The organism is Streptomyces viridiviolaceus (genome assembly GCF_014650995.1).
In the GTDB taxonomy this organism is placed as follows: Bacteria; Actinomycetota; Actinomycetes; order Streptomycetales; family Streptomycetaceae; genus Streptomyces; species Streptomyces viridiviolaceus.
Window position 1 is genome coordinate 112,568 of record NZ_BMWA01000007.1, and the last position, 25,385, is coordinate 137,952.

Annotated in this window: 25 protein-coding genes, 1 tRNA gene, 1 pseudogene and 1 riboswitch; of the genes and pseudogenes, 17 read left to right on the forward strand and 10 right to left on the reverse strand. The window is 72.2% G+C overall.

What is annotated here, in order from left to right; all coding sequences use genetic code 11:
- Positions 1-42: 42 nt before the first annotated feature.
- Positions 43-367, reverse strand: a pseudogene (locus tag IE260_RS41585) (ankyrin repeat domain-containing protein).
- A gap of 583 nt (positions 368-950) precedes the next feature.
- Here IE260_RS41585 and IE260_RS11450 point away from each other — a divergent pair.
- Positions 951-1,628, forward strand: a complete 678-nt coding sequence (locus IE260_RS11450) for an NUDIX domain-containing protein (protein ID WP_189870607.1) — start codon at positions 951-953, stop codon at positions 1,626-1,628.
- A gap of 70 nt (positions 1,629-1,698) precedes the next feature.
- The gene (locus tag IE260_RS11455; RefSeq protein ID WP_189870609.1) at positions 1,699-2,685 is read left to right on the forward strand and encodes an aldo/keto reductase; all 987 of its coding nucleotides are present in this window, start codon (positions 1,699-1,701) and stop codon (positions 2,683-2,685) included.
- 35 nt (positions 2,686-2,720) lie between these two features.
- Here the strand turns inward: IE260_RS11455 and iolD are convergent, their stop codons facing one another.
- The 4 genes from iolD to iolC are packed head-to-tail and all read right to left on the reverse strand — an operon-like array spanning position 2,721 to position 7,364.
- Complete coding sequence (gene iolD / locus IE260_RS11460; RefSeq protein ID WP_189870611.1) at positions 2,721-4,595, reverse strand: 3D-(3,5/4)-trihydroxycyclohexane-1,2-dione acylhydrolase (decyclizing); 1,875 nt, start codon at positions 4,593-4,595, stop codon at positions 2,721-2,723.
- Positions 4,592-5,485, reverse strand: a complete 894-nt coding sequence (iolB, locus tag IE260_RS11465) for a 5-deoxy-glucuronate isomerase (RefSeq protein WP_189870613.1) — start codon at positions 5,483-5,485, stop codon at positions 4,592-4,594. Before iolB ends, iolD begins: the two co-directional genes overlap by 4 nt.
- A 15-nt stretch (positions 5,486-5,500) precedes the next feature.
- The gene (locus IE260_RS11470) at positions 5,501-6,388 is read right to left on the reverse strand and encodes a Cgl0159 family (beta/alpha)8-fold protein (RefSeq protein ID WP_189870615.1); all 888 of its coding nucleotides are present in this window, start codon (positions 6,386-6,388) and stop codon (positions 5,501-5,503) included.
- A gap of 13 nt (positions 6,389-6,401) precedes the next feature.
- Positions 6,402-7,364 (reverse strand): 5-dehydro-2-deoxygluconokinase, encoded by a 963-nt coding sequence (gene iolC, locus IE260_RS11475; RefSeq protein WP_189870617.1) that lies wholly within the window; start codon positions 7,362-7,364, stop codon positions 6,402-6,404.
- 220 nt (positions 7,365-7,584) lie between these two features.
- Between iolC and IE260_RS11480 the strand changes: the two genes are divergently transcribed.
- The 5 genes from IE260_RS11480 to IE260_RS11500 all read left to right on the forward strand — a co-directional run bounded on the left by IE260_RS11480 (position 7,585) and on the right by IE260_RS11500 (position 12,907).
- Positions 7,585-8,604, forward strand: coding sequence for a sugar ABC transporter substrate-binding protein (locus IE260_RS11480; RefSeq protein ID WP_189870619.1), 1,020 nt, complete (start codon positions 7,585-7,587; stop codon positions 8,602-8,604).
- A complete protein-coding gene (locus tag IE260_RS11485) occupies positions 8,604-9,680 on the forward strand; it encodes an ABC transporter permease (RefSeq protein WP_189870621.1) in 1,077 nt (358 codons plus the stop codon). Before IE260_RS11480 ends, IE260_RS11485 begins: the two co-directional genes overlap by 1 nt.
- A gap of 6 nt (positions 9,681-9,686) precedes the next feature.
- A complete protein-coding gene (locus IE260_RS11490; RefSeq protein WP_189870623.1) occupies positions 9,687-10,625 on the forward strand; it encodes an ATP-binding cassette domain-containing protein in 939 nt (312 codons plus the stop codon).
- A 1-nt stretch (position 10,626) separates the two neighbouring features.
- The gene (locus IE260_RS11495; protein ID WP_189870625.1) at positions 10,627-11,529 is read left to right on the forward strand and encodes a sugar phosphate isomerase/epimerase family protein; all 903 of its coding nucleotides are present in this window, start codon (positions 10,627-10,629) and stop codon (positions 11,527-11,529) included.
- Between the two features lie 136 nt (positions 11,530-11,665).
- Entirely contained in the window at positions 11,666-12,907 is a 1,242-nt protein-coding gene (locus IE260_RS11500; RefSeq protein WP_189870627.1) for a serine hydrolase domain-containing protein, read from the forward strand.
- A 7-nt stretch (positions 12,908-12,914) separates the two neighbouring features.
- On the opposite strand, the gene IE260_RS11505 is transcribed toward IE260_RS11500, so the two are convergent.
- The 3 genes from IE260_RS11505 to IE260_RS11515 form a co-directional block, all read right to left on the reverse strand.
- Positions 12,915-13,919 (reverse strand): Gfo/Idh/MocA family protein, encoded by a 1,005-nt coding sequence (locus IE260_RS11505; protein ID WP_189870629.1) that lies wholly within the window; start codon positions 13,917-13,919, stop codon positions 12,915-12,917.
- 111 nt (positions 13,920-14,030) lie between these two features.
- Positions 14,031-15,194 carry a Gfo/Idh/MocA family protein gene (locus IE260_RS11510; protein WP_189870631.1) on the reverse strand — a complete coding sequence of 388 codons (1,164 nt, stop codon included), beginning with the start codon at positions 15,192-15,194 and terminating at the stop codon, positions 14,031-14,033.
- A 100-nt stretch (positions 15,195-15,294) separates the two neighbouring features.
- Complete coding sequence (locus IE260_RS11515) at positions 15,295-15,642, reverse strand: cupin domain-containing protein (protein ID WP_189870633.1); 348 nt, start codon at positions 15,640-15,642, stop codon at positions 15,295-15,297.
- A 196-nt stretch (positions 15,643-15,838) separates the two neighbouring features.
- On the opposite strand from IE260_RS11515, the gene IE260_RS11520 reads away from it, so the two are divergent.
- The 6 genes from IE260_RS11520 (at position 15,839) to IE260_RS11545 (ending at position 21,621) form a co-directional block, all read left to right on the forward strand.
- A complete protein-coding gene (locus tag IE260_RS11520) occupies positions 15,839-16,489 on the forward strand; it encodes a GntR family transcriptional regulator (protein WP_189870635.1) in 651 nt (216 codons plus the stop codon).
- 52 nt (positions 16,490-16,541) lie between these two features.
- Complete coding sequence (locus IE260_RS11525; RefSeq protein WP_189870637.1) at positions 16,542-17,294, forward strand: PIG-L deacetylase family protein; 753 nt, start codon at positions 16,542-16,544, stop codon at positions 17,292-17,294.
- A complete protein-coding gene (locus IE260_RS11530; protein WP_189870639.1) occupies positions 17,291-18,001 on the forward strand; it encodes a 4-carboxy-4-hydroxy-2-oxoadipate aldolase/oxaloacetate decarboxylase in 711 nt (236 codons plus the stop codon). Before IE260_RS11525 ends, IE260_RS11530 begins: the two co-directional genes overlap by 4 nt.
- On the forward strand, positions 17,998-19,125 hold the full coding sequence (locus IE260_RS11535) for a 4-oxalomesaconate tautomerase (RefSeq protein WP_229880648.1): 1,128 nt from the start codon (positions 17,998-18,000) through the stop codon (positions 19,123-19,125). Before IE260_RS11530 ends, IE260_RS11535 begins: the two co-directional genes overlap by 4 nt.
- Positions 19,106-20,056 carry a catechol 2,3-dioxygenase gene (locus IE260_RS11540; RefSeq protein ID WP_189870641.1) on the forward strand — a complete coding sequence of 317 codons (951 nt, stop codon included), beginning with the start codon at positions 19,106-19,108 and terminating at the stop codon, positions 20,054-20,056. Before IE260_RS11535 ends, IE260_RS11540 begins: the two co-directional genes overlap by 20 nt.
- A gap of 242 nt (positions 20,057-20,298) precedes the next feature.
- Entirely contained in the window at positions 20,299-21,621 is a 1,323-nt protein-coding gene (locus IE260_RS11545; protein ID WP_189870643.1) for an MFS transporter, read from the forward strand.
- A 79-nt stretch (positions 21,622-21,700) separates the two neighbouring features.
- Here IE260_RS11545 and IE260_RS11550 read toward each other — a convergent pair whose 3' ends face one another.
- Both IE260_RS11550 and IE260_RS11555 read right to left on the reverse strand, forming a co-directional pair.
- Positions 21,701-22,030 (reverse strand): hypothetical protein, encoded by a 330-nt coding sequence (locus IE260_RS11550; protein ID WP_189870645.1) that lies wholly within the window; start codon positions 22,028-22,030, stop codon positions 21,701-21,703.
- 333 nt (positions 22,031-22,363) lie between these two features.
- Entirely contained in the window at positions 22,364-23,383 is a 1,020-nt protein-coding gene (locus IE260_RS11555) for a bile acid:sodium symporter family protein (RefSeq protein ID WP_189870647.1), read from the reverse strand.
- Between the two features lie 159 nt (positions 23,384-23,542).
- Here IE260_RS11555 and IE260_RS11560 point away from each other — a divergent pair, with 159 nt between their 5' ends.
- The 4 genes from IE260_RS11560 (at position 23,543) to IE260_RS11570 (ending at position 24,971) form a co-directional block, all read left to right on the forward strand.
- Positions 23,543-23,686, forward strand: coding sequence for an Ldh family oxidoreductase (locus IE260_RS11560; protein WP_229880649.1), 144 nt, complete (start codon positions 23,543-23,545; stop codon positions 23,684-23,686).
- A 117-nt stretch (positions 23,687-23,803) separates the two neighbouring features.
- Positions 23,804-23,877, forward strand: a tRNA-Pro gene (locus IE260_RS11565).
- A gap of 181 nt (positions 23,878-24,058) precedes the next feature.
- A complete protein-coding gene (locus IE260_RS43025; protein WP_373303334.1) occupies positions 24,059-24,181 on the forward strand; it encodes a putative leader peptide in 123 nt (40 codons plus the stop codon).
- A 118-nt stretch (positions 24,182-24,299) separates the two neighbouring features.
- Positions 24,300-24,971, forward strand: a complete 672-nt coding sequence (locus IE260_RS11570; protein ID WP_189870649.1) for a glutathione S-transferase C-terminal domain-containing protein — start codon at positions 24,300-24,302, stop codon at positions 24,969-24,971.
- 53 nt (positions 24,972-25,024) lie between these two features.
- Positions 25,025-25,134: riboswitch (SAM riboswitch) on the forward strand.
- Positions 25,135-25,385 lie beyond the last annotated feature (251 nt).

A 25,385-nucleotide genomic window follows, 5' to 3' on the forward strand; every position in this document is an offset into this window, starting at 1 on the left:
TTGGACGGAAGCCTGTGAGGGCCCTTTCGCGTGCCCGGGGAACTACGGCCGCCGACGGGCCCCGGCCGCGATGAGCAGTTCCATGGTTTCGGCGTGCCGGCCGTGCGCCGCCCATTCGAGGGGTGACCAGCCCGTGCCGTGATCCTCCCGGAGGTCCGGGTCGGCGCCGTGCTCGACGAGCGCGCGGACGGTGGACGATGCCGGCGGAGCCGTTCACGGATGCCTGGTACAGCGGCGTCGTGCCGGCCGCGTCGGCCGTCTCGGCCGGCGCTCCGGCGCGCAGCAGCGCCCTTACCTGCGTGATGTCGCCGACCAACGCGGCGTCGACGAGCCGTTTGGACAGTTTCTTCCGTCGTCGTCTGTTCACGTCGGCTCAGCCCAGGCGGACCCTCCCGCGGCCCCCGCCGGTCCGGCGAGGCCGCGGCGGGCATCAGTGGTTCGCGTCGGCGAGCATCTCGCCGTCCATGCCGCCGGTGAAGACCTCGGCCGAGTCCAGGTGTCGTTCCGCCTCGGAGTCGCCGGGGCCGCCGCCGAGCGTGACGGAGATCCCTTATGGGGCCTCCACCACCGGCGGCCCCCCGCGCGGCAGGGTCAGGGCGGTGCGCAGGGCCGCGGCCGCGTCGGCGCCGATGCGGTCGGCACCTCGCCCGGGCCGCCAGCCCGGTCGCCCGGGTCACGCCGGGGCACCCCCGTTCCGGATCCTGCACGGCGCCGAGGACACGGCCATCCCGCCCACCCAGGGACAAGCGCTGGCATCCGCACTGCGGGCGGCCGGTTCCGAAGCCGCCCTCCGGGCCGTCCCCCGGCGCCGACCACCTGTGGATCGGGGCGGCCGAGGAGGACGTGGAGGACTGCTTCACCGCCTCACCGGACTTCGTACGGAGCCGGACGGAGTGATAGAAGCGGGCCATGACCAACTTGCCCCGCCCCGTCCTCCCGGGCGGCCCCCGATGACCGCCGGCATCGACACCCCGGACCGCCGGGGCCGCACCGGACTGGACCGGACCGGCCGCGACCTCACCGGGAACCCCCGGGTCAAGGTCCGGGACGTGAAACTGCTGTCCAGCCACTGGTACGTCGAGCGCACCACCACCTTCGACCTCCAGCGCGCCGACGGCACCTGGAGCACCCAGGAGCGCGAGACGCACGACCGCGGCAACGGCGCCACCGTGCTGCTGTACGACACCGATCGCGGCACCGTGCTGCTCACCCGCCAGTTCCGGTTCCCCGTGTACGTCAACGGGCACCCCGACGGCATGCTGATCGAGACGCCCGGCGGGCTGCTCGACGACGAGGACGAGCATCCCGAGGCCGCCGTGCGGCGCGAGGTGGTCGAGGAGACCGGGCACACCGTCGGCGAGGTGCAGCACGTGTTCGACGTGTACATGAGTCCCGGCTCCGTCACCGAACGCGTCGGCTTCTACGCCGCCGCCTACGGCCCGTCGACCCGCACCCACGAGGGCGGCGGCCTCGACGAGGAGGGCGAGGACATCGAGATCCTCGAACTGCCCTTCCGCCGGGCCCTGGAGATGATCCGCACCGGGGAGATCGCCGACGCCAAGACCATCATGCTGCTGCAGTGGGCCGCGCTGGAGGGCCCGTTCGCGGGTGGTTCCAAGAGGGCTTGACCTGAAGTGCACTTCAAAATGAAGACTCCCCTTCGTGCCCGGACGACCGGGTACGAACGGGAGGACCATCATGAAGTACCGCACCATCGGCACCGATCCGGCCCGCCGCCGCGAGGTGAGCGTGCTCGCGCTCGGCGCCATGCTCTTCGGATCGCTGACGGACGAGAAGACCTCCTTCGCCGTGCTCGACCGCTATGTCGAGGCCGGCGGGAACTTCATCGACACGTCCGACAACTACGCCTTCTGGATCGACGGCGGGCAGGGCGGGCAGAGCGAGGAGCTGCTCGGCCGGTGGCGGCGCAGCCGCGGCATCGGCGACGAGGTCGTCATCGCCACCAAGCTCGGCGCCCGCCCCCTGGCCCCCGGCACGAGCTACACCGACAACGCGGAGGGCCTGTCGGCCAAGGTGATCCGCGAATCCGCCGAACGCAGCCGCGAGCGGCTCGGTTCGGAGAGGCTCGACCTGCTGTACGCGCACATCGACGACCACACCGTGCCGCAGCGCGAGACCGTCGAGGGCTTCGCCGAACTGGTCGCGGAGGGCACGGTCGGGCTGCTCGGCGTCAGCAACCAGGCGATGTGGCGCGTGGAGCGGGCCCGCGCGCTGGCCGCCGCGGCCGGGCTGCCCGGCTACGAGGTGCTGCAGTACCAGCACAGCCACCTGCGACCCCGCTACGACGTGCCCAGCGACCTCTTCCCCGACGGCAGCCTCGGCCACGCCGGACCCGAACTGCTCGGGTACCTGCGGGCCGAGCCCGCCCTCACCCTGGTCGCGTACTCGCCGCTGCTGGCCGGTGCCTACGTCCGCGACGACAAGCCGCTGCCGCCGGACTACGACCACCCGGGCACCCCGGCCCGCCTCGCGGTGCTCCGTGACGTCGCCCGGGAGACCGGCGCCACCGTGAACCAGGTGGTGCTCGCGTGGCAGATCGGCGGCGAACTGCCCATCGTCCCGCTGGCCGGCGCGTCGTCCGTGGCCCAGCTGGAGGAGAACCTGGCGGCGGTGGACCTGGAACTGACAGTGGAGCAGCGGGCCCGGCTGGACGCGGTCCACTGACGCAGGGACGCCCGGCCCCGGGTGGGTGACGGCGGTCAGAGGTGCCGGCGGCGGTCGGCGGCGGCGCGTTCGTACCGGGCGCGGGCGTCGGCGACGGCCTCGCGTTCGGAGACCTCGGCCACCGGCACGTCCCACCACGCCTCCGCCGGGGGAGCCCCCGGACCGTCGGTGTCCGTCTCGACGTACACGCACGTCGGACGGTCCGCGGCCCGCGCCGTCCGCAGGGCCTCGCGCAGTTCGCGCACGGTCTTGGCGCGCAGCACCGCCATGCCGAGACTGGCCGCGTTGGCGGCGAGGTCGACGGGCAGCGGTGTGCCGGTGAAGGTGCCGTCGGCGGCCCGGTGCCGGTAGGCGGTGCCGAAGCGTTCGGCGCCCACCGACTCGGACAGGCCGCCGATGGAGGCGTAGCCGTGGTTCTGGATCAGGACCAGTCTGACGGGCAGGTTCTCCTGGACGGCGGTGACGATCTCCGTCGGGTTCATCAGGTAGGTGCCGTCGCCGACCAGGGCCCACACGGGTGTGCCGGGCGCGGCCTGCAGGACGCCGAGCGCGGCCGGGATCTCGTAGCCCATGCAGGAGTACCCGTACTCCAGGTGGTACTGGTGCGGGGACCGGGCGCGCCACAGTTTGTGCAGGTCGCCGGGGAGCGAACCGGCCGCGTTGATCACCACGTCCTCGTCGCCGACGACCTCGTCCAGCGCGCCCAGCACCTGCGTCTGGGTCGGTACCGCGCCGTCGTCGTCGGCGCGGCAGGCGGACTCGACGACCCGCTCCCAGCGTTCCTTGCCGCGGCGGTACTCCGCCTCGTACGCCGGGTCCACCCGGTGGCCGGAGAGCTGTTCCGTCAGTGCCGCGAGCCCGGTCCGCGCGTCGCAGACCAGCGTGCGGGCGGCGAGCTTGTGCGCGTCGAAGGCGGTGATGTTGAGGTTCAGGAAGCGGACGTCCGGGTGCTGGAAGAGGGTGCCGGAGGCCGTGGTGAAGTCCGTGTAGCGGGTGCCGACGCCGATCACCAGGTCGGCGGTGCGGGCGAGGTCGTCGCTGACGGCGGTGCCGGTGTGGCCGATGCCGCCGAGGTCGGCGGGGTGGTCGTGGCGCAGCGCGCCCTTGCCGGCCTGCGTGGAGGCGACCGGGATGCCGGTGGCGTCCACGAGCGCCTTGAGGGCCTCCTCGGCCGCGCTGTGGTGGACGCCGCCGCCCGCGACGATCAGCGGGCGCTCGGCGGCCCGGATCGCGTGCACGGCGTCGGCGAGTTCCGCCGGGTCCGGCGCGGGGCGGCGTACGCGCCAGACGCGGTCGGTGAAGAACTCCTCCGGCCAGTCGTACGCCTCGGCCTGCACGTCCTGGGGCAGGGCGAGGGTGACGGCCCCGGTCTCGGCCGGATCGGTGAGCACGCGCATCGCCTGGAGCGCCGACGGGATCAGTGCTTCGGGGCGGGTGATCCGGTCGATGTACCGGGACACCGGCCGCAGGGTGTCGTTGACGGACACGTCGGCCGCGAGCGGGTGCTCCAGCTGCTGGAGCAGCGGGTCGGCGGCGTGCGAGGCGAAGTAGTCGCCGGGGAGCAGCAGGACCGGCAGCCGGTTGATCGTGGCGAGGGCGGCGCCGGTGACCAGGTTGGTGGCGCCCGGGCCGATGGACGTCGTGACCGCCTGCGTGGACAGGCGGTTCAGCCGGCGGGCGTGGCCGACCGCGGCGTGCACCATGGCCTGTTCGTTGCGGCCCTGGTGGTACGGCATGACGTCGGAGTACTCGACGAGTGCCTGGCCGAGTCCGGCGACGTTGCCGTGGCCGAAGATGCCCCAGGTGCCGGTGATCAGCCGTTGCACGGAGCCGTCCCGCTCGGTGTACTGGGCGGACAGGAAGCGCACCAGGGCCTGGGCGGTCGTCAGACGGCGGGTGGTGGCGCTCATGCGGACCTCTCCGGTGCGGTGTAGAGGGGGAGACGGGGGTCGACGGGCCGTTCCGGCCAGGTGCCCCGGATCCAGGCGTGGTCGGGATGGTCGCGGATCAGCCAGGCGCGTTCGGCGTCCGGGCCCGCCATGACGTTGAGGTAGTACATGTGGTGACCGGGCACGGCCATCGACGGTCCGTGCCAGCCGTCCGGGATGAGGACGACGTCCCCGTCGCGCACCTCGGCCAGCACGTCCGTGCCCCGGCCCTGCCCGGACGGCGAGGCCCGCTGGTAGCCGAGGCCGGGGACGCCGTCGTGGCCGGCGAACTCGAAGTAGTAGATCTCCTCCAGCACCGACTCCTCGCCCGGCCGGTGCTCGTCGTGCTTGTGCGGCGGGAAGGATGACCAGTTGCCGCCCGGGGTGATCACCTCGACCGCGATCAGCCTGTCGCACTCGAAGACGCCGGCCGCACCGAAGTTGTTGACCTGGCGGGAGCAGTTCCCGGTGCCGCGCAGCTCCACGGGCACCGAGGACGCGGGACCGTACCGGGCGGGCAGGCGGCGGGTGCAGCGGGCGCCGGTGAGCGCGAACCGTCCGCCCGCCGCGGAGGTGACGGTCGTACGGGCGTCGCGCGGCACGTACGCGAAGTCGCTGACGCCGCCGAAGACGCTGTGGCGGCCGATGAGTTCGAAGGTGTCCCGGCCGGAGTCGCCGGCCGTGGCGACCGTGCAGCCGCCGCTCAGCGGCAGGACGATCCACTCGCTGTCGTCGCTGTCGAAGGTGTGCGTGCCGCCCGGTGGCAGGTTCAGTACGCGCAGGGCGGAGAAGCCCCAGCCGGCCGTCCGGGGTGTCACGTCCACGACGTACGGGCCGTGTGCCGTCCTGCCCGCGGGAAGGTGGTACGTCATCGGATCCTCTCCTCGTCACAACAGTCCGACGGCCGTGTCCACCGCCTCCTCCACACTGCCCCGGGACGGGTAGAGCAGCGAGCGGCCGACGACCATGCCCTGCACGGTGGGCAGCCTGAGTGCCTTGCGCCAGCGCTCGTAGGCGGCGGCCTGGTCCTCGGGGGAGCCGCCTATGTCGCCGCCGAGCAGGACCGCGGGCAGGGTGGAGGTCTCCAGGACCTCGCCCATGTCGTCCGGGTCGTGGGTGACGGGCAGCTTCAGCCATGTGTAGGCCGAGGTGCCGCCCAGGCCCGAGGCGATGGCGATGGAACGGGTGACGGCCTCGGCGGACAGGTCGTTGCGGACCCGGCCCCCGACCCGGCGGGCGATGAACGGCTCGACGAACACGGGCAGTTCCCGTGCCGCCATGTCGTCGACGGCGCGGGCGGTGGACTCCAGGGTGGCCAGCGAGCCGGGGTCGTCGTAGTCGATGCGCAGCAGCAGCTTGCCCGCGTCGTAGCGGAGCCGGGCGATGTCCTCGGCACGGTGGCCGGTGAAGCGGTCGTCCAGCTCGAAGGCCGAGCCCGCGAGGCCGCCGCGGTTCATCGAGCCCATGACGACCTTGTTCTCCAGCATCCCGAGCAGCAGCAGGTCCTCCAGCACGTCGGCGGTGGCGAGCACCCCGTCGACGCCGGGCCGCGACAGCGCGGTGCACAGGCGCTCGAGCAGGTCGGCCCGGTTGGCCATGGCCAGCGCGCGGTCGCCGACACCGAGCGCGCCGCGCGCCGGATGGTCGGCGGCCACGATCATCAGACGGCCGGTGTCGCCGATCAGCGGGCGGCGCGTGCGGCGGGCCGCCGCCTCGGCGATCGCCTCGGGGTGCCGGGCTCTGACCGCGGTGAGGTCGGGGATGCTGAGGGACAAGACGAAGCTCCGTTCAGGGAGTGGCTCGCGCGAGGAGGTCGTCGACCTCGGCCGCCGTGGGCATCGCGGAGGAGCAGGCCAGACGGGAGGCGACGAGCGCGCCGGCCGCGTTGGCGTACCGCATGGTCCGCGCCAGCTCCCAGCCGGCCAGCAGACCGTGGCAGAGCGAACCGCCGAACGCGTCACCCGCGCCCAGTCCGTTGACCACCTCGACCCGCACCGGCGCCACCTCGGCCGTCCGCCCGTCCCGGTGCACGGCGAGGACGCCCTTGGGGCCCTGCTTGACGACGGCCAGCTCCACGCCCGCCGCCAGCAGCGCCTCGGCGCAGGCCCGCGGCTCGCGCACGCCCGTGGCGATCTCGCACTCGTCGACGTTGCCGACCGCCACGGTCGCGTGCCGGAGCGCCTCGGCGTAGTACGGGCGGGCCTGGCCGGGATCGGTCCAGAACATCGGGCGCCAGTCCAGGTCGAAGACCGTGGTGCCGGACTTCGCGCGGTGGGCGAGGGCGGCCAGGGTCGCCGTACGGCTCGGCTCCTCGCTCAGGCCGGTCCCGGTGATCCAGAAGATGCGGGCCGCGCGGATCGCGGCGAGATCCAGCTCCTCCGGGTGGATCTCCAGGTCGGGGGCCTTGGGCCGGCGGTAGAAGTACAGCGGGAAGTCGTCCGGGGGGAAGATCTCGCAGAACGTGACGGGGGTCGGGTAGGCGGCGACCGGCGTGACCCAGCGGTCGTCGACGCCGAACTCCTTCAGGGCGCGGTGCAGGTAGCCGCCGAACGGGTCGTCGCCCGTGCGGGTGATCAATGCCGTGGTGCGGCCGAGGCGGGCGGCGGCGACGGCCACGTTGGCGGCCGAACCGCCGAGAAACTTGCCGAAGGTCTCCACCTGCGCCAGGGGTACGCCCGTCTGCAGGGGGTAGAGATCGACCCCGATGCGGCCCATCGTGATCAGGTCGAAGCGCTGAGCTGACTCGGTCATTCGGGACGCTCCTCGGGCTGGACGGGGGCCTGCCGCCTCCCAGGTGTAGGACGCGGAGGCGACTGTTGTCAACACTTTGTACTTACATTCGGACCTGCTTGTGAAATGATGTCTTGACAAAGTATTGACAGTGGGCGCGTCAAGGGCTTGTATCCGGTCCCAGCGCATCAGCCGTTCTTCACCCGGCACGGTTCCCGTCGCACAGTGAGGTGCAGGAAAGATGGACCGCTCTTCTCACGCCCGCTCCCGCAGATTCGCCCCCGCCGTGGCCCTGGCCGCCGCAGTGGCCCTGACCCTGGCCGGCTGCTCCAGCGGATCCGGGGGCAAGAAGTCCGACGAGGAGGGGTCCGGCGCCTCGGCCGGGAAGGCGGCCACTCCCCGGATGACGGTGGCCCTGGTCACCCACCAGGCGCCCGGCGACACCTTCTGGGACATCGTCCGCAAGGGCGCCGAGGCCGCCGCGGCCAAGGACAACGTCAAGCTCGTCTACTCCGCCGACCCCAACGCCGGCAACCAGGCCAACCTGGTGCAGAACGCGATCGACCAGAAGGTCGACGGCATCGCGGTCACCCTCGCCAAGCCGGACGCCCTCAAGAGCGTGGTGAGCAAGGCCCGGGAGGCCGGCATACCCGTCGTGGGACTCAACTCCGGCCTGAGCGACTGGAAGCAGATGGGGCTGCTGGAGTTCTTCGGGCAGGACGAGAGCGTCGCGGGCGAGGCGTTCGGCAAGAAGCTGAACGAGGTCGGCGCCAAGAGGGCCGTCTGCGTCGTCCACGAGCAGGGCAACGTCGGCCTCACCCAGCGCTGCGACGGCGTGAAGAAGACCTTCGAGGGCTCGGTCGAGAACCTCTACGTCAACGGCACCGACATGCCGTCCGTGAAGTCCACCGTCACCGCCAAGCTCAAGCAGGACACCGCCATCGACCACGTCGTGACCCTCGGGGCACCCTTCGCGATGACCGCCGTGCAGTCGGTGGACGAGACCGGCAGCAAGGCCGAGGTCGCCACCTTCGACCTCAACGAGCAACTGACCGGCGCCATCCAGAAGGGCGACATCGAGTTCGCCGTCGACCAGCAGCCCTACCTCCAGGGCTACCTGGCGGTCGACGGCCTGTGGCTCTACAAGAGCAACGGCAACTACAGCGGCGGCGGCGAGCAGCCCGTGCTGACCGGCCCGGCCTTCGTCGACAAGTCCAACGTCGAGACGGTCGCCGGCTTCGCCGCGAAGGGCACCCGGTGATGGGCATCACCCGGCATGCCGAGCCGGCGGTGACCACACCGCCGGCTCCCGGCCCGAAGGAGACCGGCGGACGGACCCGGGAACGCCCCCTGGCCCTCCGGCTGCTCGCCCGGCCCGAGGTCGGAGTGTTCCTCGGCGCCGCCGCCGTGCTCGTGTTCTTCCTGATCGCCGCGCCCACGGTCCGCCAGGGCGGATCGATGGCGACGGTCCTCTACCAGTCCTCCACCATCGGCATCATGGCGCTGCCGGTCGCCCTGCTGATGATCGGCGGCGAGTTCGACCTGTCGGCCGGTGTCGCCGTGGTCACCTCCGCGCTGACCGCGAGCATGCTCAGCTACCAGCTGACCCTGAACGTCTGGACAGGGGTGATCGTCGCACTCCTGGTCTCCCTGGCCGTCGGCGCGTTCAACGGCTGGATGCTGGTCAGGACCGGACTGCCGAGCTTCCTGGTGACCCTCGGCACCTTCCTGATCCTGCAGGGCGTGAACCTCGCGGTCACCAAGCTGGTCACCGGCAACGTCGCCACCGACGACATCAGCGACATGGAGGGCTTCGGCCGGGCCAGGGCGATCTTCGCGTCCTCCTTCGACGTCGGCGGCGTCCAGGTGAAGATCACGGTCGTGTGGTGGCTCGTCTTCGCGGCACTCGCCACCTGGGTGCTGCTGCGCACCAAGTACGGCAACTGGATCTTCGCCGTGGGCGGCAACCAGGAGTCGGCCCGCGCGGTCGGCGTGCCCGTGACCTTCACCAAGGTCACGCTGTTCATGCTGGTCGGCTTCGGCGCCTGGTTCGTCGGCATGCACCAGCTGTTCTCCTTCAACACCGTGCAGTCCGGCGAGGGCGTCGGCCAGGAGCTGATCTACATCGCCGCGGCGGTGATCGGCGGCTGCCTGCTGACCGGCGGCTACGGGTCCGCCATCGGCCCGGTCTTCGGCGCCTTCATGTTCGGCATGGTGAACCAGGGCATCGTCTACGCCGGCTGGAACCCCGACTGGTTCAAGGCGTTCCTCGGCGTGATGCTGCTCGGCGCCGTCCTCGTCAATCTGTGGGTCCGCCGCACGGCGACCCGGAGGTGATCGGAAATGACCAGCGAGACCACCGGCACCCACGGGGCCGTCCTGGAGGGCGGCGCGCCCGGCGGCGACCGGCCGATCGTCGAACTGCGCGGCGCCGGCAAGGCGTACGGCAACATCCGCGCCCTGCACGGCGTCGACCTCGCCGTCCGCCCCGGCCGGGTGACCTGCGTGCTCGGTGACAACGGCGCCGGCAAGTCCACCCTCATCAAGATCGTCTCCGGGCTGCACCAGCACACCGAGGGCGAGTTCCTGGTCGACGGCGAACCCGTGCGCTTCACCACCCCGCGCGAGGCCCTCGACCGCGGCATCGCCACCGTCTACCAGGACCTGGCGACCGTCCCCCTGATGCCGGTGTGGCGCAACTTCTTCCTCGGCCGCGAGCTGACCCGCGGCCCCTGGCCCGTCCGCCGCCTGGACATCGCCCGCATGAAGAGGACCGCCGACGCGCAGCTGCGCGACATGGGCATCGTCCTGGACGACCTGGAACAGCCCATCGGCACCCTCTCGGGCGGCCAGCGCCAGTGCGTCGCCATCGCCCGCGCCGTCCACTTCGGTGCCCGCGTGCTCATCCTCGACGAACCGACCGCCGCGCTCGGCGTCAAGCAGTCCGGGGTGGTGCTGAAGTACATCGCCGCCGCCCGCGAGCGCGGCCTCGGCGTCATCTTCATCACGCACAACCCCCACCACGCCTACATGGTCGGCGACCACTTCAGCGTGCTGCGCCTGGGTACCCTCGAACTGTCCGCCGCCCGCAGCGAGGTCACCCTGGAAACGCTGACCAACCACATGGCCGGCGGGGCCGAACTCGCCGCCCTCAAGCACGAACTGGCGCAGGTCGGCGGAGTGGACGTCGACGAACTCCCGGAGGAACGGGAGCTGTCCGCGGCACCGGAGCCCGCCGTCGCCGACCCCGCCGCCTCCGAGCCCGTCGAAGGGAAGTCCTGACATGCCCCCTGCCCTGGACCGCATCCGGGTCGGCTCGGCCCCCGACTCCTGGGGGGTCTGGTTCCCCGACGACCCGCGGCAGGTGCCCTGGGACCGCTTCCTGGACGAGGTCGCCGAGGCGGGCTACGAATGGATCGAGCTGGGTCCCTACGGCTACCTCCCCACCGACCCCGCCCGGCTGACCGACGAGGTAGGCAGGCGCGGCCTCAGGGTCTCCGCGGGCACGATCTTCTGCGGACTGCACCGCGGCCCCACCGAATGGGACGCCACCCGGGAGCAGGTCGGCCGGGTCGCCGCCCTCACCCGGGCCATGGGCGCGAAGCACCTCGTCGTCATCCCGTCCTTCTGGCGCGACGACAGGACCGCCGAGATCCTGGAACCCCCGGAGCTGACCGGCGAGCAGTGGTCCCACCTGACCACGGGCATGGAGCGGCTCGGGCGCGAGGTGAAGGAGGGCTACGGCCTGGACATCGTCGTCCACCCGCACGCCGACACCCACATCGACACCGAGGAGCACGTCGAGCGCTTCCTCGACGCCACCGACTCCGACCTGGTCAACCTCTGCCTCGACACCGGCCACTACGCCTACTGCGGCGGCGACAGCGTGAAGCTGATCGAGACCTACGGCGAGCGCATCGGATACCTGCACCTCAAGCAGGTCGACCCGGAGATCCTCGCCGACGTACGGGCGCAGGGCGTGCCCTTCGGGCCGGCCGTGCAGCGCGGCGTGATGTGCGAACCTCCGTCGGGCGTCCCGGAGTTGGGCCCGGTGCTCACCGCCGCCCAGGAACTGGGCGTCGAGTTGTTCGCCATCGTCGAGCAGGACATGTACCCCTGTGAACCGGACCGGCCGCTGCCCATCGCGGTGCGCACCCGCCGGTTCCTCAGGTCGTGCGGGGCGTGACCCTGCCGGGCGCCCCGCGGTCGACAGGCGGTGACGCGCGGGCGCTCCTATGCTGGGGGTGACGGGGCCGCTCCCGGCCTTCACCCGGTGACGGCTGTCGTCCGCGGCGCACGTCTCCTCGTGTGGGAGTAGGCCCATGGCACACCGCTGCACGCGACTGCGCAGGGGAACCGTCGTCGCCGCCGCGACGGGAGCGCTGGTGCTGCCGGGCACGGGCGGAGTGTCCGTGGACCCGCCCCCGTCGGCCGTTTCCGTCGAACCACCCTCCCCGTCGCCCTCCGGCGACGAGATCCGCGAACTCACCCCCGCGGTGCGACGGCAGCTCGACGACGCCGTGCGACGGGTCATGGAGCAGGCGAACGTACCCGGCGTCACCGTGGGCCTGTGGACCCCCGACCGGGGCGAGTACGTCAGGTCCTTCGGCGTCGCCGACAGGAGCACCGGCCGGAAGATGTCGCCCGACCTGTACCTGCGGATCGGCAGCGAGACCAAGACGTTCACCGTCACCGCGCTGCTGGCACTGGTCGACGAGGGCAGGATCGGCCTGGACGACACCATCGACAGGTTCGTCGACGGCGTCCCCAACGGCGACGAGATCACGCTGCGCCAGCTGGCCGGCATGCGCAGCGGCCTGTTCAACTACTCGGAGGACGACGGCTTCTTCAAGGCGCTGACGTCCGACCCGCGGCGACCGTTCACCCCGCGGGAACTGCTCGACTACTCCTTCAGGCATCCCGTGCTGTTCCCGCCCGGCGAGAAGTTCTTCTACAGCAACACCAACCTGATCCTGCTCGGTCTGGTGGTGGAGAAGGTCTCCGGGCAGCCCCTCGGGGACTACATCCACGAGACCGTCCTCGAACCGGCCGGCCTGGACCACACCGTCTTCCCGGAGGGCGCGGGGTTCCCCGACCCGCACGCGCAGGGCTACACGAACCAGACGGCGACCGGCGAGGTCGAGCAGACGGCCGACTGGAACCCGTCCTGGGCCTGGGCGGCCGGTGCCATGATCTCCCGGCTGCGGGACCTGCGCGTCTGGGCCCGCACGGTCGCCACCGGGGAACTGCCCGACGGCGACACCCTGGTCAGCCCCGTCGTCCAGAAGCAGCGCCTCACCACGCTCCCGACCACCGTCCCGGGCGCCGGGTACGGCCTCGGCATCTTCGACGTGCGGGGCTGGATCGGCCACAACGGCTCACTGCCGGGCTACGAGTCGCTGACGGTCTACCTCCCGTCGGCGCAGGCGACCCTGGTCGTGATGCTGAACACCGACATCGACCACGAGAACACCGAGCCCAGCACCCTGTTCGGCGAGGCGATCACGAAGATCGTCTCCCCGGACCACGTCTACGACCTGCCCGCGGCACCGGCGGCCAGGTGACGGCCGGTCAGACGAAACGGACCTCCTCGACCGTCACCGGCCGGTGCTCGCGCACGGACAGGGTGCACGCCTCCGCGATCCACCCGGCCTCCAGGGCGTCCTCGATCGTGCAGGGGGAGGGGCGGGTGCCGGCGACGACCTCGGCGAACGCGGCGAGTTCGGCACGGTAGGCGGCGGCGAAGCGGTCCATGAAGAAGTCGTGCGGCGTACCTGCCGGGAAGGTCGCGCCGGGCTCGACCGAGCGCAGCGGCAGCCTGTCCTCCAGGCCGACGGCGACGGAGTCCGCGAAGCCGTGGAGCTCCATGCGGACGTCGTGACCCCGGGCGTTGTGACGGCTGTTGGAGACCACGGCGATCGTGCCGTCGTCCAGGGTGAGGACCGCTCCGGTGGTGTCCGCGTCGCCGGCCTCCCGGATGAAGTCGGCGCCCCGGTTGCCGCCGACGGCGTACACCTCGGTCACCTCGCGGCCCGTCACCCAGCGGATGATGTCGAAGTCGTGCACCGAGCAGTCCCGGAAGATGCCGCCCGAGGCGGCGATGTACGCGGCGGGCGGCGGCGCCGGGTCCAGCGTGGTCGACCGCACGGTGTGCAGCTTGCCCAGCTCACCACTGCGCACGGCGGCACGTGCCACGGTGAACCCGGCGTCGAAGCGGCGGTTGTAGCCGATCTGGACGGGCACCTCCCGGCCCGTGACCGCCTTGAGCACCTCGACGCCCTCCGCCATGGTGCGGGCGACCGGCTTCTCGCAGAACACGGGCACGCCGGCCTCGACGGCGGCCACGATCAGGTCCGGGTGCGCGTCGGTCGCCGCGGCGACCACCACCCCGTCCACCCCGGCGGCCAGCACGGCCTCGGGGGAGTCGGCCACCTCGGCGCCGAACCGCTCGGCGGCGGCCTCGGCGGCCTGCGCGAACGGGTCGGCGACGACCAGAGATTCGACGGTGTCGAGGCCGGAGAGGGTCTCGGCGTGGAAGGCGCCGATGCGGCCGAGGCCGAGGATTCCGATACGCATCAGGTCGGTGCTCCTTGTACGGGGTTCTTGGTACGGCGTTCCAGGTGCTCACGGCTGACGAACCGCCCATGCCCCCGCGGCGACGGCGGGCGCGGCGGCGCGCACCGACCGTCAGGGCTTCGGGTCCACCGTGACCCACGTCCCGCTCCGCGCGGACCGGGCCATCGCGTCCAGCACGGCGGCGCTGCGCACCGCGTCCGCGAGCGTGGTCCCGTACGGTGTGCCCTCGGCGATCGAGCGCAGGAAGCGGTGGGCCTCGATGACCTTCAGGTCGTCGAACCCCATGGCGTTCGCGGCGCCGGGCTGGAAGGCGGCGAAGTCGCCGTCGCCTGGGCCGACGTAGACGGTGCTGACCGGCTGGTCCTGGTACGCCGTGCCGCGGCTGACGCCCAGCTCGTTCATGCGCCGGAAGTCCCAGAACACCGCGCCCGTGGTGCCGTGCACCTCGAAGCCGTAGTTGTTCTGCTCGCCGACCGAGACCCGGCTGGCCTCCAGGACACCGCGGGCACCCGAGGCGAAGCGGAGCAGGCAGCCGACGTAGTCCTCGTTCTCCACGGGGCCCGGTTCGCCGCCCGTGGCACGGGCGTGGCCCGCGGTCGCGGCGGTGGGGCGGGCCCGCCGGGGCAGGAAGATCGCCGATTCGGCGGTCAGGGACGTGATGTCGCCGAGCAGGAACCGGGCCAGGTCGGCGCCGTGCGAGGCCAGGTCGCCCAGCACCCCGCTGCCGCCGCGTTCCCGCTCGTACCGCCAGGTCAGGGCCGACTCGGGATGGGCCGCGTAGTCGCTGAGGAGACGGATGCGGACGTGGGTGACGGTGCCGATCCCGCCGGAGACGATCAGCTCGCGGGCGGCCTCGACGGCGGGCGCGTTGCGGTAGTTGAACCCGACCGCGCCCTGCACCCCCGCCCCGGCCACCGCGTCCGCCACGGCGCGGGCGTCGGCGGAGGTCAGGCCGACCGGCTTCTCGATCCAGATGTGCTTGCCCGCCTCGGCCATCGCGACGCCGATCTCGCGGTGCAGGAAGTTCGGCGCCGTGATGCTGACCGCCCGGACGCGCGGATCGGCGGCCACCTCGCGCCAGTCACGGGTGGCCGAGGCGAATCCGAACCGCGCGGCCGCCTCCTCCGCCCGGCCGGGCACCTCCTCGGCCACCGTCACCAGCTCCGGACGCAGCCCGAGCCGCGGGTAGTGGTGGCGGACACGGGCGTACGCCTGGGTGTGCACCCGGCCCATCCAGCCGAAACCGACGACGGCGACACCCAGCGCATCCACCATGCGAGCCCCTTGTTGGACCGGTCCGTGCTCTGTCCGGCCCAGCCTGGGCGGGGACCGCACATCCTGTCAACCTTTTGACAGGACAATAGCTCGCCGAGGGCTATCCCAGGTTGATCGCGTACACCTTCCGCAGCGTCTCGTGCACCGTCCACGTCGTGCGGTCGCCCTCGCGCAGGACGGCCATGTCCCCGGGCCCGACGGTCAGCGTCGGGCCGCCCTCCACCTCGATGGTGGCCGATCCGCTGAGCACCACGAACAACTCGTCCGCCTCGGTGTCGGTGACCACGCCGGGCGTGATCTGCCAGATCCCGCGCACCTGGCGTCCGTCCGCCGACTCCCACACCACCTTCCCGGTCACTTCGGGGGTGCCGGAGACGATCTGCGCGGGGGAGAGGGGCTCGGGCTCGAGCGCGGCGTCGGGGACGTGGACAACGAAGCTGTGGGTCATGCGGTGACGCTAACCGGGGCGCGTGCCGCCTCGGGGACGACAGAGTGTGGCGAATCCGGTGGGGTGTGCGGACACTTCGTCGCACCCTCGCTCCGCGGGAGGGACGAAACGCACCCGCAATAGAGCGAACAAAATTGTTGACAATCTTGTTTGGCTAGATTTACGTTCGACAGGCACTCACTCAGGGAGGGCAACCATGCCGAACCAAGCGCGTCCGAGCACCGGGGAGCAGGCGAAACAGCTTGCGCTCGGGCAGCTGCGGCAGGCGATTCTGCGCGGCGAGATGGCACCGGCACAGCGGCTGGTGGAGAACGAGCTCGCCGAGCAGTTCGGCGTGACCCGGGCCAGTATCCGGGCCGCGCTGATCGATCTGGAGTCCCAGGGACTCGTGGAGCGGATCCGCAACCGTGGTTCACGGGTGCGGGTGGTGACCGTGGAGGAAGCGGTCGCCATCACCGAGTGCCGCCTGGTCCTGGAAGGGCTGTGCGCGGCGAAGGCGGCCGTGGCCGTCAGCGACGAGCAGCTCGCCGAACTGAAGGAGCTGGGCACGGCGATGCGCAAGGCCGTGGCCGGCGGCGAGCCGCTGGTCTACTCGGACCTCAACCACGAACTCCACGCCAGGATCCGGGAGTTCTCCGGCCAGCTGACGGCCGTGGAACTGCTGGAGCGGCTCAACGCCCAACTGGTGCGCCATCGCTTCCAGCTGGCGCTGCGACCGGGGCGCCCGCAGCAATCCCTGAACGAGCATCTGGCCATGATCGAGGCGATCGAGGCCAGGGACCCGCAGGCGGCCGAGGCGGCCGTCCGCGCCCACCTCACCAGCGTGATCGAGGCGCTGCGCGACTGACCCACGCACCGAGGCGGGCGTCCACGAGCCTGAAGAAGGAGAGATTCGACCCATGACGCACGGCAACGCGCCCGCCGCCGGCCCACGCTCCACACTCGTCGTGACCGCGCACGCGGGGGACTTCGTGTGGCGGGCGGGCGGAGCCATCGCCCTGGCCGCCTCGCGCGGGGAGAAGGTCACCATCGCGTGCCTGACCTTCGGCGAGCGCGGCGAGTCCGCCAAGGCGTGGCGCGAGGGCAGGAATCTGGAGGAGATCAAGGCGATACGCCGGGAGGAGGCCGAGAAGGCCGCCGCCGTCCTCGGCGCCGAGGTCCGCTTCTTCGATGCCGGTGACTACCCGCTGATCGCCACCCCCGAGCTGACCGACAAGCTCGTCGAGGTCTACCGCGCCACCCAGCCCGACGTCGTGCTCACCCACCCGGTCGAGGACCCGTACAACGGCGACCACCCGGCCGCCAACCGCATGGCGCTGGAGGCGCGGGTCCTGGCCCAGGCGATCGGCTACCCGGGCGAGGGCGAGATCATCGGCGCCCCGCCCGTCTTCTACTTCGAGCCGCACCAGCCCGAGATGAGCGGCTTCAAGCCCGAAGTGCTCCTCGACATCACCGAGGTGTGGGAGACCAAGCGCAAGGCGATGGAGTGCCTCGGCGCCCAGCAGCACCTGTGGGACTACTACACCGACCTCGCCGTCCGCCGCGGTGTCCAGCTCAAGCGCAACGCCGGCCCCAACCTGGGCCTGGCCCACAAGACCATGGCCGAGGCGTACATGCGCCCGTACCCGCAGATCGCGCAGGAGCTGGCATGAGCGGCGTCGTCGTCACCAACCCGCCCAAGGCCGCGGCCGAGGACGTCGAGGCGCTCGCCGGGTACGGCGTGGCCACGGTCAGCGAGGCCATGGGGCGCACCGGACTGCTCGGGCCGGAGATCCGCCCCGTCCAGCAGGGCGTACGGAGCGCGGGCACCGCGGTCACCGTGCTCAGCTGGCCCGGCGACAACCTGATGATCCACGCCGCGGTGGAGCAGTGCGGCGAGGGCGACATCCTCGTCGTCACCACCACCTCCCCGTCCACCGACGGCATGTTCGGCGAACTGTTCGCCACCGCGCTGCGGCAGCGCGGCGTCCGCGGCCTGGTGATCAACGCGGGCATCCGCGACACCCAGGAGCTGCGGGAGATGGGCTTCGCCGCCTGGTCCCGCGCCGTCAGCGCACAGGGCACGGTGAAGGCCACCGGCGGCTCGGTCAACGTGCCGGTCGCCGTGGACGGCCAGGTGATCCGCCCCGGCGACGTGATCCTCGCCGACGACGACGGCGTGGTGGTCGTCCCGCGCGAGCGGGCCCGCCGGGTCGCCGAGGCGTCCGAGGCCCGCGAGGCGAAGGAGGCCGCCACCCGCGCCGCCTTCGTCGAGGGCCAACTCGGCCTGGACCGCTACGGGCTGCGCGAGAAGCTGACCCGGCTGGGCGTGACCTACCGGTCCTACGACGAGTACGTCGGGGACGGGGACCCGTCGTGACCGGACCCCGGGAGGTGCGCTGCACGCTGATGCGCGGCGGCACCTCCAAGGGCGCCTACTTCCTCGCCGAGGACCTGCCCGCCGACCCCGCCGCCCGCGACGGCCTGCTGCTGCGGATCATGGGCAGCCCCGACCCGCGCCAGATCGACGGCCTGGGCGGCGCCCACCCGCTGACCAGCAAGGTCGCCGTGGTCTCCCGCTCGGCCGACCCCGACGCGGACGTCGACTACCTGTTCCTCCAGGTCGCCGTCGACCGGCCCGAGGTCACCGACCGGCAGAACTGCGGCAACATCCTCGCCGGAGTGGGGCCGTTCGCGGTCGAGCGCGGGCTCGTGCCCGCCGGGGACGAGGACACCTCCGTCCGCATCCGCATGCTCAACACCGGGGAACTCGCCGTCGCCACCTTCCGCACGCCCGGTGGGCGCGTCGACTACACCGGGGACGCCGAGATCTCCGGCGTGCCGGGGACCGCCGCCGCGGTGGTCATCGAGTTCCCGCGGAGCGGCAGGCCCCTGCTGCCCACCGGCAACGTCCGCGACACCGTCGCCGGCACCCGGGTGACCTGCGTGGACAACGGCATGCCGGTCGTGCTGATCCCGGCCGCCGCCCTCGGCGTCACCGGCTACGAGACGCCCAAGGACCTGGAAGAGGACCGGTCCCTCGCCGACCGCCTGAAGGAGATCCGGCCGGCCGCCGGGGAGCTGATGGGCCTCGGCGACGTCGAGGGCACCACAGTGCCCAAGCTGACGCTGCTCGCCCCGCCCCGGCACGGCGGTGCGGTCATGACCCGCACCTTCATCCCCGTGCGCTGCCACACCTCGATCGGCGTCCTGGGCGCCGCGAGCGTGGCGGCGGGACTGCGCGTCCCCGGAGGGGTGGGGGAGCGGATCGCGGAGCCCGCAGCGCCGGGCGACAGGGTCCGTGTCGAACACCCCACCGGATTCCTGGACATCGACCTGAGCGTCGCGTCCGGATCCGGCGACACCCCCTTGGTGGTCCGCCGCACCGCCGTCGTGCGCACCGCACGGAAGATCTTCGACGGCACCGTCTTCCCCCGTTCCGCCGCGACGGCGCCCGTACCCGCACAACCCTCTGGAGACCACCATGACTCCGCCGCTCGGTGACATCGCCCATGTCGGCCACGCCCAGCTGTTCACCCCCGACCTGGACGCGAGCGTCGGCTTCTTCACCGACTACCTGGGCCTCACGGTCAACGGCCAGGACGGCGACAACGTCTACCTGCGCACCTACGACGACTACGAGCACCACAGCCTGGTGCTCACCGCCCGCGAGCAGCCCGGCCTCGGCCGGCTCGCCCTGCGCACCTCCGGTGAGGAGGCCCTCCAGCGCCGGGTGGCGGCCCTGGAGGCGGCCGGCCGCGCCGGCACGTGGGTCGAGGACGAGCCGGGCATCGGCAAGCTGTACCTCACCACCGACCCCGACGGGCACGAGCACGCCCTGTACTGGGAGAGCGAGCACTACCGGGCGCCCGACGAGCTGAAGCCAGCCCTGAAGAACCAGCCGCAGGCCAAACCCAACCGGGGCGTGGGCGTGCGCCGCCTGGACCACGTCAACTTCCTCGCCTCCGACGTGCTCGCCAACGCCGAGTTCCAGGAACAGGTCCTCGGCGCCCGGCCCACCGAGCAGATCCGGCTGAACACGGGGAAGATCGCGGCCCGCTGGCTGACCTTCACCAACAAGTCCTACGACGTCGTCTACACCGAGGACTGGACCGGTTCCTCCGGCCGCCTGCACCACATCGCCTTCGCGGCCGACACCCGCGAGGACATCCTGCGCGCCGCCGACCTCGCCATCGACACGGGTGTGTTCATCGAGACCGGCCCGCACAAGCACGCCATCCAGCAGACGTTCTTCCTGTACGTCTACGAGCCGGGCGGCAACCGCATCGAGCTGTGCAACCCGCTCACGCGCCTGGTGCTGGCGCCCGACTGGCCGCTGGTCACCTGGACCGAGGCCGAGCGGGCCAAGGGGCAGGCGTGGGGCCTGAGGACCATCGAGTCCTTCCATACCCACGGGACTCCGCCGGTCGCCTGAGGCGACCGCACCACAGGGGGGTGGGCCGCGCACGCCCGTGCGTGGTCCGCCCCTTCGTCGTACGCGCGCGGCGACCGGACCGGCCACCACCTGATTGTTGCTGAGATTGTTAACAAAAGCGTTGACACTGATCCGCCGGGTCCTTAGCGTCGTGCGCACCAACGGGTCAAGCCGCACGAGCCGCGCCGGCCCGGTTCACTGATCCCCTCCAGGGACTCCTCCTGGACGAGAGGAAAACAACGATGTCCTCCTCCCCCGCCCTGTCCGCCCGCGGCGGCAGACTGGCTCTCCTGGTCGTCGTCCTGTGCTGGGTCGCCGTGCTCTTCGACGGCCTCGACATGTTCATCTACGGCTCGGTGCTGCCCCACATGCTGGAGCAGAAGGCACTCGGGATCACCTCGGGCCAGGCAGGCGACCTCGGCAGCTACGCCACCTTCGGCATGCTGGTCGGCGCGCTGACCGCGGGGACGGTCGCCGACCGGATCGGCCGCAAGAAGCTGATGATCTCCTGCGTCGCGCTCTTCTCGCTGGCCTCCGGCCTGTGCGCCGTCGCGAACGGCGTCGCCGTGTTCGGCCTCGGCCGGACGCTGGCCGGCGTCGGCCTCGGCGGCCTGCTGCCCACCGCGATCAGCATGGTCTCGGACTACGCGCCGCGCGGCCGCGCCGCCCTCACCATCGGGCTGCTGATGACCGCCCACCACGCCGGCGGCATCCTCTCCGCCTACGTGGCCCTGTGGATCGTCGAGCCGCTCGGCTGGCGCGCCGCCTTCTCGGTCTGCGTGGTCCCCGTGCTCTTCGTCCCGGTGCTCGCCAAGTTCCTGCCCGAGTCCCTGAGTTTCCTCGTCGCCCAGGGCCGCGGCGAGGAGGCCCGCGAGCTGGCCGGCCGCTACGACGTCGAACTGCCCGCCGCCGCGGGCCGGCCGTCCGGCGCCCGATGGGCCAACCTGGCCAACCTCTTCCGCGGCCGGGAGTGGATCCAGACCCTGCTGTACTGGCTGGCCTCCTTCGGCGGACTGCTGCTCGTCTACGGCGTCGCCACCTGGCTGCCCACCCTGATGCGCAGCGAGGGCTACGAGCTCGGTTCCGCGCTGACCTTCGTCGTCCTGTTCAACCTCGGCGGCATCGTGGGCATGCTGGTCGCCGGCCGCGCCTCCGACCGCTTCGGCGCCCCGCGCATCTCGGCGATCTGGTTCGCGCTGACCGCCGCCGGCGTCTTCCTGCTCAGCGTCCACATGCCGCTGACGCTGACCTTCGTGGTCGTCTTCCTCACCGGCGTGTTCCTCAACAGCGCCCAGACCATGATCTACGCGACGGTGTCCATCGGCTCGGTGCCGGCCAACCGCGCCACCGCTGTCGGCTGGACCTCCGGCATGGGCCGCTTCGGAGCCGTCTTCGGCCCGTGGCTCGGCGGTCAGCTGCTCGCCGCGAACAAGGGCGACTGGGGCTTCACCGCCTTCGCGCTCGCCGGCGTGGCATCGATGGTCTGCATCGGCATCGCCGCCCTGCGCACCACCAGGCGGCCCGCCGCCGACAGCCCGGAGCAGAAGCTGCTCAGTGCCCACTGAGACCTTCAGCCGTGAACGGACACCGGTCACCGCGGGGACGCGGCGGCCGGCGTCCGCGTACACGGGCCGCCGGCCGGGCTCAGGGGGACGTCAGGCCACGGGCCCGGAGTTCGTCCGCGCACCCTTCGGGCACGGCCACCGCCCTGAAGGTCGCCACCGGCGGAGAGGGGAACGCGGACGGGGCAGCCGTCAGCACCCGCTGCCGCTCGGCTGCGGCCTCGGCGCGCTCCCGCGCGAGCTCGCCGGCGATCTCCTCGCAGTCGACGGCGTGGCTCTCCGCCGGCGTCGGATCGTCGCCGGGGAACTCGGGCCCGCCGGCGTACGGATCGGCGTCGAGGGCGGAGGTGGCGGCGATGCCGCCCAGGCACAGCCCCGCCCAGACGGCGACGATCCGCCGGCGGGCGCTCACGAGCCGGCCGTTCCGTCGGCACCACCGGCGACGGTGAGCACGGGTAACGCGGGCCTCGCAACAGGCCTGATCTGCACAGGAGTTCCTTCCTCGACGGGTCGGTGTGGTCTCGCGTCCCGGACCAGGCCAATCTAGAGGAGCGCGGCAGCGCACCGACGACCGGTCGGCGCGAGACGACACCGGGATGGTGCCGAGGCCCCGGGACGCGGCACCGCCCCGGCCCTCACCTGCGGCGGACCGGGGCGGCGTCGTACGGACGGGCGACCGGGACGGGTCAGTGCGGGTCCGGCGTCCCGGGACACGTCCGTGTCACCGTCCGCGCGCGAGGGCAACTCACGGCGACGGCTGCTCGGCACCGCCGGTGCCACCGGGCTCGTGCTCGGCGCGGCGGGAGGCGCCCCGCCGACGGGACAGCCAGGCGGCGGCCAGGGCGCCGGAGATGTTGTGCCAGACGGAGAAGACCGCGGCCGGCAGCGCCGCCAGGGGACTGAAGTGGGCGGTGGCCAGCGATGCGGCCAGCCCGGAGTTCTGCATGCCGACCTCGAAGGCCATGGCGCGGCTCGCGGGCTCACCGAGCCGGGCGACCTGCCCCGCGCCGTATCCCAGCGCGAGGCCGAGGCCGTTGTGCAGCACGACGGCCACGAACACCAGCCCGGCGGCCGACCTGATGGCGTCGGCGCTGCCCGCCACGACCACGGCCACGATCACGGAGACCGTCAGCGCGGACAGCCACGGCAGCACCGGCAGCGCCCGCTGCACGTACCGGCCCGCGAGGAGCCTCACGACGAGAACCGCGAGGACGGGCAGCAGCACCGTCTTGAGGATGTCGGTGACCATGGACGCGGCGTCGACCGGGAGGTACTCACCGGCCAGGAGCAGCGTCAGTGGCGGGGTCACCAGCGGGGCGACGAGCGTGGAGACGGTGGCGACGGAGACGGACAGGGCGACGTCACCGCGCGCCAGATAGGTCACCACGTTGGAGGCCGTGCCGCTCGGGGCGCAGCCGACGAGGATCACGCCCGCGGCGAGCTGCGGCGGGAGCTGGAGCAGGTGGGCGACGGCCCATCCGAGCCCCGGCATGATGACGTAGTGCGCGACCAGTCCCAGCGCCACCGCCCAGGGACGCTTGCCAACGCCCCGGAAGTCCTCCGGGGTCATGGTGACGCCCATGCAGAACATCACCACACCCAGCAGGTACGGCACCGATTCGCCCCAGCCGGTGAAACTCCCAGGCAGGAGCAGGCCGAGGGCGCCGGCCGCGAGGACGAGGAGCGGGAAGACGGTGACGGCGCGCCGCGCGGAGCGGTCGCCTGTCACGTCGGGGGTGAGGTGTCCGGGTTGCTCGGTTCGCACTGTGCGAGGAAACGCCTGATGGGAGCCGTGACGCAAAGCCGTCTCGCGATGTGATCATCGGGACGGCCCGCACCGGCGGCCTGCTCAGTCGCGGCCCATCTGGTCCTCGTCCGACAGGTGCTCCACCGTCTTGCCGGTCTCCGTGAACGTCCGTGTCACATGGCCCGAGGCTACCCCGGCGAGCGCAGCGCCGCCGTGGCGCGGGAGCGGGGCGAGAAGGGGATTCCGGTGGCCCCGAAGGTGTGGCGCGAACTCAACGACCGGGCGGCGGAGTTGGGGGTCACCCCGCCCGACCCGGCGTAGTCCGCGTGCCGACCGCCGCCGGCCGCTCCAGGAGGGGACGGCCGGCGGCTCTTCTCCCCTGCGGCGATGAGGTAGGGTTGACCTGCGCGATCACACGGATCACCCCGTGCCGCGCACCGGGACGTGGCGCAGCTTGGTAGCGCACTTGACTGGGGGTCAAGGGGTCGCAGGTTCAAATCCTGTCGTCCCGACGGTTGCGAAGGGTCTTCGCGAGCAGTGGCTCGCGGGGGCCCTTTCCTCATGCGATGAAGCGCTCGCCCCCGTCGGCCGAACGCGGATCACCGCGACGGACCACTGCGTGGACACCCTCTTGACGCACTCCGGGTGCCGGTCGACACTGCGATGAGAATCCTAGTGAACAGGTAGGGAAACATGGTGCGCCTTGAGCCGGTCACCAGCCGAGCGAGCCGCCGGCCCGGATCTTCGCCCCTGCTCACCTCCCGCCGTCACATCGACCTCCTCCGTGTCTGCAGCGCGATCAGCTCCCTGCGCTGAGTCCCCGGTGCCGACCGGTGGCGGTCCCTGAACGGACGCCGCCCGGTCCGGCGCCCGCTCACGGCCCGACGCCGCTTCCGCCGCGCGTACGTCCACGCGCCCGCCCCCGGGGAGAACCATGTCCGTCGCACCGCTCGCGCCCGCCCCCGCCTTCCGGGGACGCATCGGCCGCGACCCGCGCAGCGGCCACTACGCCGTACCGCGCCGCTACCGGCTCCACCTGTCGCCCGCCCGCCCCGACTGTCTCCGCATCGCCGTCGTGCACAGCCTGCTCGAACTGGACGAGGTCTGTCCGGTCACCCTCCTCGACCCGGCCCCGGACTGTCCCGACGGCGGCCACTCCGCGCTGCGCCCGCTGTACGAGGCGAGCGCGCACCACTACCGGGGCCCGGCCGTCGCACCGGTGCTCAGCGACGCCTGGTCGGGCCGGATCGTGAGCACGCACGCGCCGGACATCATGCGCGACCTCGCCCGCCACTTCACCTCCGCCGGCCCGGTGCTGTACCCGGGCGGCGCGGAGGCGGAGATCGAGGCCGTCGAGCTGCTGTGCGCGCGGGCGACCGACCCGGCGGCGCTGCCCGAGGTGCTGGACCGGCTGGACCGGCGGCTGACCGCCCAGCCCTACGTCCTGGGTGACCGGCTCACCGCGGCCGACGTCGAGGTGTGGGTGGCCCTGGCCGGCCTCGACACCGCACACCGCGGCGCCGGCCACCCCGCCCTGTGGTCCCACGTGCGGCGACTGACCGCGCACCCGGCCTTCGGTCGCCGGCTCCAGGACCGTCCCACCTGACGGAACGGCGTTGACACATGGGGGGTCAACTGCCTTAACTACGCACCAAGAACGGTCATGAGCGTCAGCGACAAGCCCTGGCTTGCTGACCGGCAACCCTCGCTCCGCGGTGGGGTGCCCCAGGTGACGACCGGACCGGATGACGTTTCGGTAAGCGCGAGGGCCCACAGGGCCGGAACAGAGACGGTGACGGACATGTACGCAGCTCCCAGGACGGCCGCCCGCCGCCCCCAGGGCCGCGTACTGCCGTGCCCGAGCCCGCTCGTCGCAGACCGCGCCGTCGATCTGCTCCGCGTCAGCAGCGCACTGTGTACCGACCCGGGCGGCGCCGCCCGCTGCCAGGGCTGACCTCTCCACCCAGACCCCGCGCCGGCCGCCCCACCCGACGAACACCGCCCCTGCGGTGTGCCGTTG

Bases quoted from the DNA above. Each gene is read 5' to 3' on its own strand.
- IE260_RS11450 (WP_189870607.1), top strand. From the start codon at position 951: ATGACCGCCGGCATCGACACCCCGGACCGCCGGGGCCGCACCGGACTG.
- IE260_RS11455 (WP_189870609.1), top strand. From the start codon at position 1,699: ATGAAGTACCGCACCATCGGCACCGATCCGGCCCGCCGCCGCGAGGTG.
- iolD (WP_189870611.1), bottom strand. From the start codon at position 4,595: ATGAGCGCCACCACCCGCCGTCTGACGACCGCCCAGGCCCTGGTGCGC.
- iolB (WP_189870613.1), bottom strand. From the start codon at position 5,485: ATGACGTACCACCTTCCCGCGGGCAGGACGGCACACGGCCCGTACGTC.
- iolC (WP_189870617.1), bottom strand. From the start codon at position 7,364: ATGACCGAGTCAGCTCAGCGCTTCGACCTGATCACGATGGGCCGCATC.
- IE260_RS11480 (WP_189870619.1), top strand. From the start codon at position 7,585: ATGGACCGCTCTTCTCACGCCCGCTCCCGCAGATTCGCCCCCGCCGTG.
- IE260_RS11485 (WP_189870621.1), top strand. From the start codon at position 8,604: ATGGGCATCACCCGGCATGCCGAGCCGGCGGTGACCACACCGCCGGCT.
- IE260_RS11490 (WP_189870623.1), top strand. From the start codon at position 9,687: ATGACCAGCGAGACCACCGGCACCCACGGGGCCGTCCTGGAGGGCGGC.
- IE260_RS11495 (WP_189870625.1), top strand. From the start codon at position 10,627: ATGCCCCCTGCCCTGGACCGCATCCGGGTCGGCTCGGCCCCCGACTCC.
- IE260_RS11500 (WP_189870627.1), top strand. From the start codon at position 11,666: ATGGCACACCGCTGCACGCGACTGCGCAGGGGAACCGTCGTCGCCGCC.
- IE260_RS11505 (WP_189870629.1), bottom strand. From the start codon at position 13,919: ATGCGTATCGGAATCCTCGGCCTCGGCCGCATCGGCGCCTTCCACGCC.
- IE260_RS11510 (WP_189870631.1), bottom strand. From the start codon at position 15,194: ATGGTGGATGCGCTGGGTGTCGCCGTCGTCGGTTTCGGCTGGATGGGC.
- IE260_RS11515 (WP_189870633.1), bottom strand. From the start codon at position 15,642: ATGACCCACAGCTTCGTTGTCCACGTCCCCGACGCCGCGCTCGAGCCC.
- IE260_RS11520 (WP_189870635.1), top strand. From the start codon at position 15,839: ATGCCGAACCAAGCGCGTCCGAGCACCGGGGAGCAGGCGAAACAGCTT.
- IE260_RS11525 (WP_189870637.1), top strand. From the start codon at position 16,542: ATGACGCACGGCAACGCGCCCGCCGCCGGCCCACGCTCCACACTCGTC.
- IE260_RS11530 (WP_189870639.1), top strand. From the start codon at position 17,291: ATGAGCGGCGTCGTCGTCACCAACCCGCCCAAGGCCGCGGCCGAGGAC.
- IE260_RS11540 (WP_189870641.1), top strand. From the start codon at position 19,106: ATGACTCCGCCGCTCGGTGACATCGCCCATGTCGGCCACGCCCAGCTG.
- IE260_RS11545 (WP_189870643.1), top strand. From the start codon at position 20,299: ATGTCCTCCTCCCCCGCCCTGTCCGCCCGCGGCGGCAGACTGGCTCTC.
- IE260_RS11560 (WP_229880649.1), top strand. From the start codon at position 23,543: ATGGCCCGAGGCTACCCCGGCGAGCGCAGCGCCGCCGTGGCGCGGGAG.
- IE260_RS43025 (WP_373303334.1), top strand. From the start codon at position 24,059: ATGGTGCGCCTTGAGCCGGTCACCAGCCGAGCGAGCCGCCGGCCCGGA.
- IE260_RS11570 (WP_189870649.1), top strand. From the start codon at position 24,300: ATGTCCGTCGCACCGCTCGCGCCCGCCCCCGCCTTCCGGGGACGCATC.